Genomic DNA, 3338 nt, shown 5'->3' with positions numbered 1-3338 from the left:
CAGGCGGAGACCGGCCGGGCGCTCGGCCGGCTGTCCGACATCGGCTGGGGCAACCGGCTGCGCGCCCTGCTCGCCGAGCAGGCGCCGGACGTGCCGGTGCCCGGCGAGGCGGTGGACGCCCTGGTCGCGGTGCTCGCCGACTGGGCCCGCGGTCCGGGCGGCTGGGCCGGGCCGGCGACGACGGAGGGAGCCCGGCTGGACCGGCCGGTCGGCGTGGTGACGATGGCCTCCTCGGCCAGGCCCCGACTGGTCGGCAGCCTGGGCGCGCGGATCGCCGAGATCGGGCGGCTGCCGCTGCTCGGCCGGATCGAGTACGCCGGCGGACTGCCCCCGCACGGCGCCCGCAGCAACAGCGCCCAGCGGCTGCACTCGCTGGCCGGCGCGCTGGTCCTGCCACCGGAGGTCGAGCAGGCGGTGGCGGCCGCCGGCGGGCCGGTGCTGCTGGTGGACGACCTCGTCGACTCGGGGTGGACGGTCACCGTGGCCGCCCGGCTGCTGCGCCGGGCGGGGGCGAGCGCGGTGCTGCCGCTGGTGCTGGCCGTGCAGGGCTGACCCGACGCCGGAAAACCGGCGAAGGAGCCCTCCTGTTCACTCGAATGGCCCAACAGAAAGGATCAAGCGAAGCGATTTCGATCACACCGGTCGAACGGCGCGAGAAAGGAGTGACCACCGTGCCAATGACGGCTCACCCTGCCCTCCGGGCGTTGTGGATCAAGGTTCGGAGGCGCCTCTACGGCGTTCTGGCGACCGTGGAACATATCCGGCAGACCATGGGCTATCGGATGGCGTTCATCATTTCATCGTTGCCGCTCCGCCCCCGATGCCCCGAGAATTGGGGGGTACCCGAAATCCGGTCCGCTGGACCCGCCCTTCGGCGTACCCAGGCACCCGCCTGCCCACGGGCCAGGAAGGAGGATCGTGATCAACGGTATCGGCCGAGGTCAGAATCCCTTCTCCGGGAGCCCGGAACCCAGACGGGTGCTGGACCTGGAGACCTGGACGGCCTCGGGGATCCCGTTGCTGCGCGACCCGCGCGAGTTCGTCGTGGAACTGCACCAGCGCCACCTGCCCCAGCCGGGCACCGTCGTGGTCGCCGTCCTGGACGCGCTCCACCACCTCGCCGCCTCGGCCTCGTTCACCCCCTGGCCGCACGACACCGACGGATGGCAGCACCGCAACGCGCTGCTGGCGAACCTGCGCCGGATCATCCCGCACGACCTGCGACTGCCCGAGCCGACCCGGACGGCCTTACTGCTGCGCTGCCGCGACGGCGCACCCGGCTGGACGGAGCAGGACGGCGCCTGGATGTGGGCGCTGCGGGACGCGTCCGTACTGCACGGACTGCGCTGCGGGGCGTACATCGGACTCACCCCGGCGGGCTGGCAGGTCCTCGGGGACGGGCGGGGCGGACGCAAGCCGCACGCGGGCTCCTGGGCCGAGGGGCCGGTGCACACCGTGACGGAACTGCCGCCGCGTTCGGCCCTGGAAGCCCCGCGCGGCCAGCGGACCCGCCTGCTGGCGGCCGATCAGGCCAAGCGCGGCGAGGACACGGCGCGCTCCCCGCGGTCCGAGCCCCCGTGGGCCGCGACGCGGGCCGCGGCGGCCGAACCGACCCGCCGCACCGGCACGCGCTGAGTCCGCGGCAGCCCTCGGCCGTCAGGCCGTCAACACCGGCCTTCGCCATCGGCCTTCGACACCGGCCGTTGGCACCGGCCGTCAGCCACCTTCCGGGGGCCGCGGGACGGACCTCGGGCCCGGCACCGTACGGCGGCGCCGGGCCCGGAGTGGACGGCTGCGGTCAGGACTTGACAGGGCGGCCCGGCGTGGCTCCGGTCGCGCCCTTGGCGACCGGGCCGGCGTCGCCACAGACCACCAGCAGCGCGGTCGCGCGGTCGAGAGCCTTGGCATACGCCTCGGCGGCCCGGGCGGACGGTCCGCCGTTGACCACCAGGACGACCACCTCGCGACGGACCGGACGGGTCAGCGCGGCGTCCGCGTAGAACACGTCCCCGCCCTCGGCGAGCTGCGCCCAGTAGCGCTCCTCACCGAAGGACAGCTCGTGCTGCTGCCAGGGGTGCGCCTCGCCGACCGTCAGCACCAGGATGTCGCCCGGGTTGCGGCCGGACTCCAGCAGCAGGTCGACCGCTTCGTCGGCGCGCTCAACCGCCTGTGCCGAGGTGGCGGCGATCCGCTGGACCTCCACCCGCGGTTCGGCGGAGGCCGGGCGGCGCGGTGCCGGCCCGGGCTTGGGGATCAGTTGCGGCGGGCCCGGACGGGCGGCGCGCGGCGGGGCCGGGCGCGGGGGCGCCGGACGGGGTCCGGGCACCGGAACCGGGGCGACGACGGTGGTGGGTGCGGTGGCGGGGGCTTGTGCGTCCGACTCGCGGGGGAAGGGAACGCCGGGGCCCGGGAGGCTCTCGTGAATCTCCGGCTCCTCGGGGAAGACAGGCATACCCGGATATCTATCAAATGCCGGTCGGACGCGCACGGGCACCCCACCCCTTGGGCACCGACCTCCTGTCGCCCCCTCCCGGGGCAATTCCAGACGGACCGTCAGAAACCGAGCGTCAACTGTTCGTCGGCGGACCCCTGACCGTCGCCCGCACCCTCCCGAACACGCTTGAGATGGCGCCACTTCGGCAGTCCGTCCATGTACGCCCAGGAGAGCCGGTGGTGCTCGGTGGGGCCGAACTCCTCCAGCGCGGCGCGGTGCACCGGGGACGGGTAGCCGGCATTGTCGGCGAAGCCGTACTCCGGGCACCCGTCGCCCAGTTCGGCCATCAGGCCGTCGCGGTGGACCTTGGCGAGCACCGATGCGGCGGAGACGCAGATGCAGGACTGGTCGCCCTTGATCACCGTGCGCACCCGCCAGGGTCCGCCGAGGTAGTCGTGCTTGCCGTCCAGGATCACCGCGTCGGGTTCGACCGGCAGCGCCTCCAGCGCGCGGACGGCGGCCAACCGCAGCGCCGCCGTCATGCCGAGCTCGTCGCACTCCTGCGGGGTGGCCTGCCCGAGCGCGTACGCGGTGACCCAGTCGGCGAGGACGGGTGCGAGCGCGCGGCGGCGCAGCTCGGTGAGCAGCTTGGAGTCGGTCAGCCCTTCCGGCGCCTTGCGCAGACCGGTGACGGCCGCGCCCACGGTGACCGGCCCGGCCCAGGCACCGCGCCCGACCTCGTCGAGACCGACGACGATCTTGGCGCCGGCCCGGCGGAGCGAGCGTTCGACGGAGTGCGTCGGGGGGACGATGGGCATGGCGTGATCCGTTCAGCGGGGGCAGCCTCCAGCCTAAGCCCGCTCACGACCGCCGAATCCGCCCCCCGGGAGAGACGGGTCCAGGG

3 protein-coding genes and 1 pseudogene are annotated in these 3338 nt (G+C 74.3%); 2 read left to right on the top strand and 2 right to left on the bottom strand.

What is annotated here, in order from left to right:
* Together ACFU6K_RS34600 and ACFU6K_RS34595 are read left to right on the top strand one after the other, a co-directional pair.
* A pseudogene (locus ACFU6K_RS34600) lies at positions 1-552 on the top strand (recombinase RecQ); the annotation flags it as partial.
* A gap of 378 nt (positions 553-930) precedes the next feature.
* The gene (locus ACFU6K_RS34595) at positions 931-1635 is read left to right on the top strand and encodes a hypothetical protein (RefSeq protein ID WP_380669906.1); all 705 of its coding nucleotides are present in this window, start codon (positions 931-933) and stop codon (positions 1633-1635) included.
* 163 nt (positions 1636-1798) lie between these two features.
* On the opposite strand, the gene ACFU6K_RS34590 is transcribed toward ACFU6K_RS34595, so the two are convergent.
* Positions 1799-2452 (bottom strand): hypothetical protein, encoded by a 654-nt coding sequence (locus tag ACFU6K_RS34590; protein WP_380669904.1) that lies wholly within the window; start codon positions 2450-2452, stop codon positions 1799-1801.
* A 101-nt stretch (positions 2453-2553) separates the two neighbouring features.
* Entirely contained in the window at positions 2554-3252 is a 699-nt protein-coding gene (locus ACFU6K_RS34585) for a ribonuclease HII (RefSeq protein ID WP_380669902.1), read from the bottom strand.
* Positions 3253-3338: the final 86 nt, after the last annotated feature.

Origin of the sequence: Kitasatospora sp. NPDC057512 (assembly GCF_042802135.1) — a bacterium.
In the GTDB taxonomy this organism is placed as follows: Bacteria; Actinomycetota; Actinomycetes; order Streptomycetales; family Streptomycetaceae; genus Kitasatospora.
Note: the sequence above shows the minus strand (reverse complement) of the source record. Positions and strands in the feature narration are given on the sequence as shown.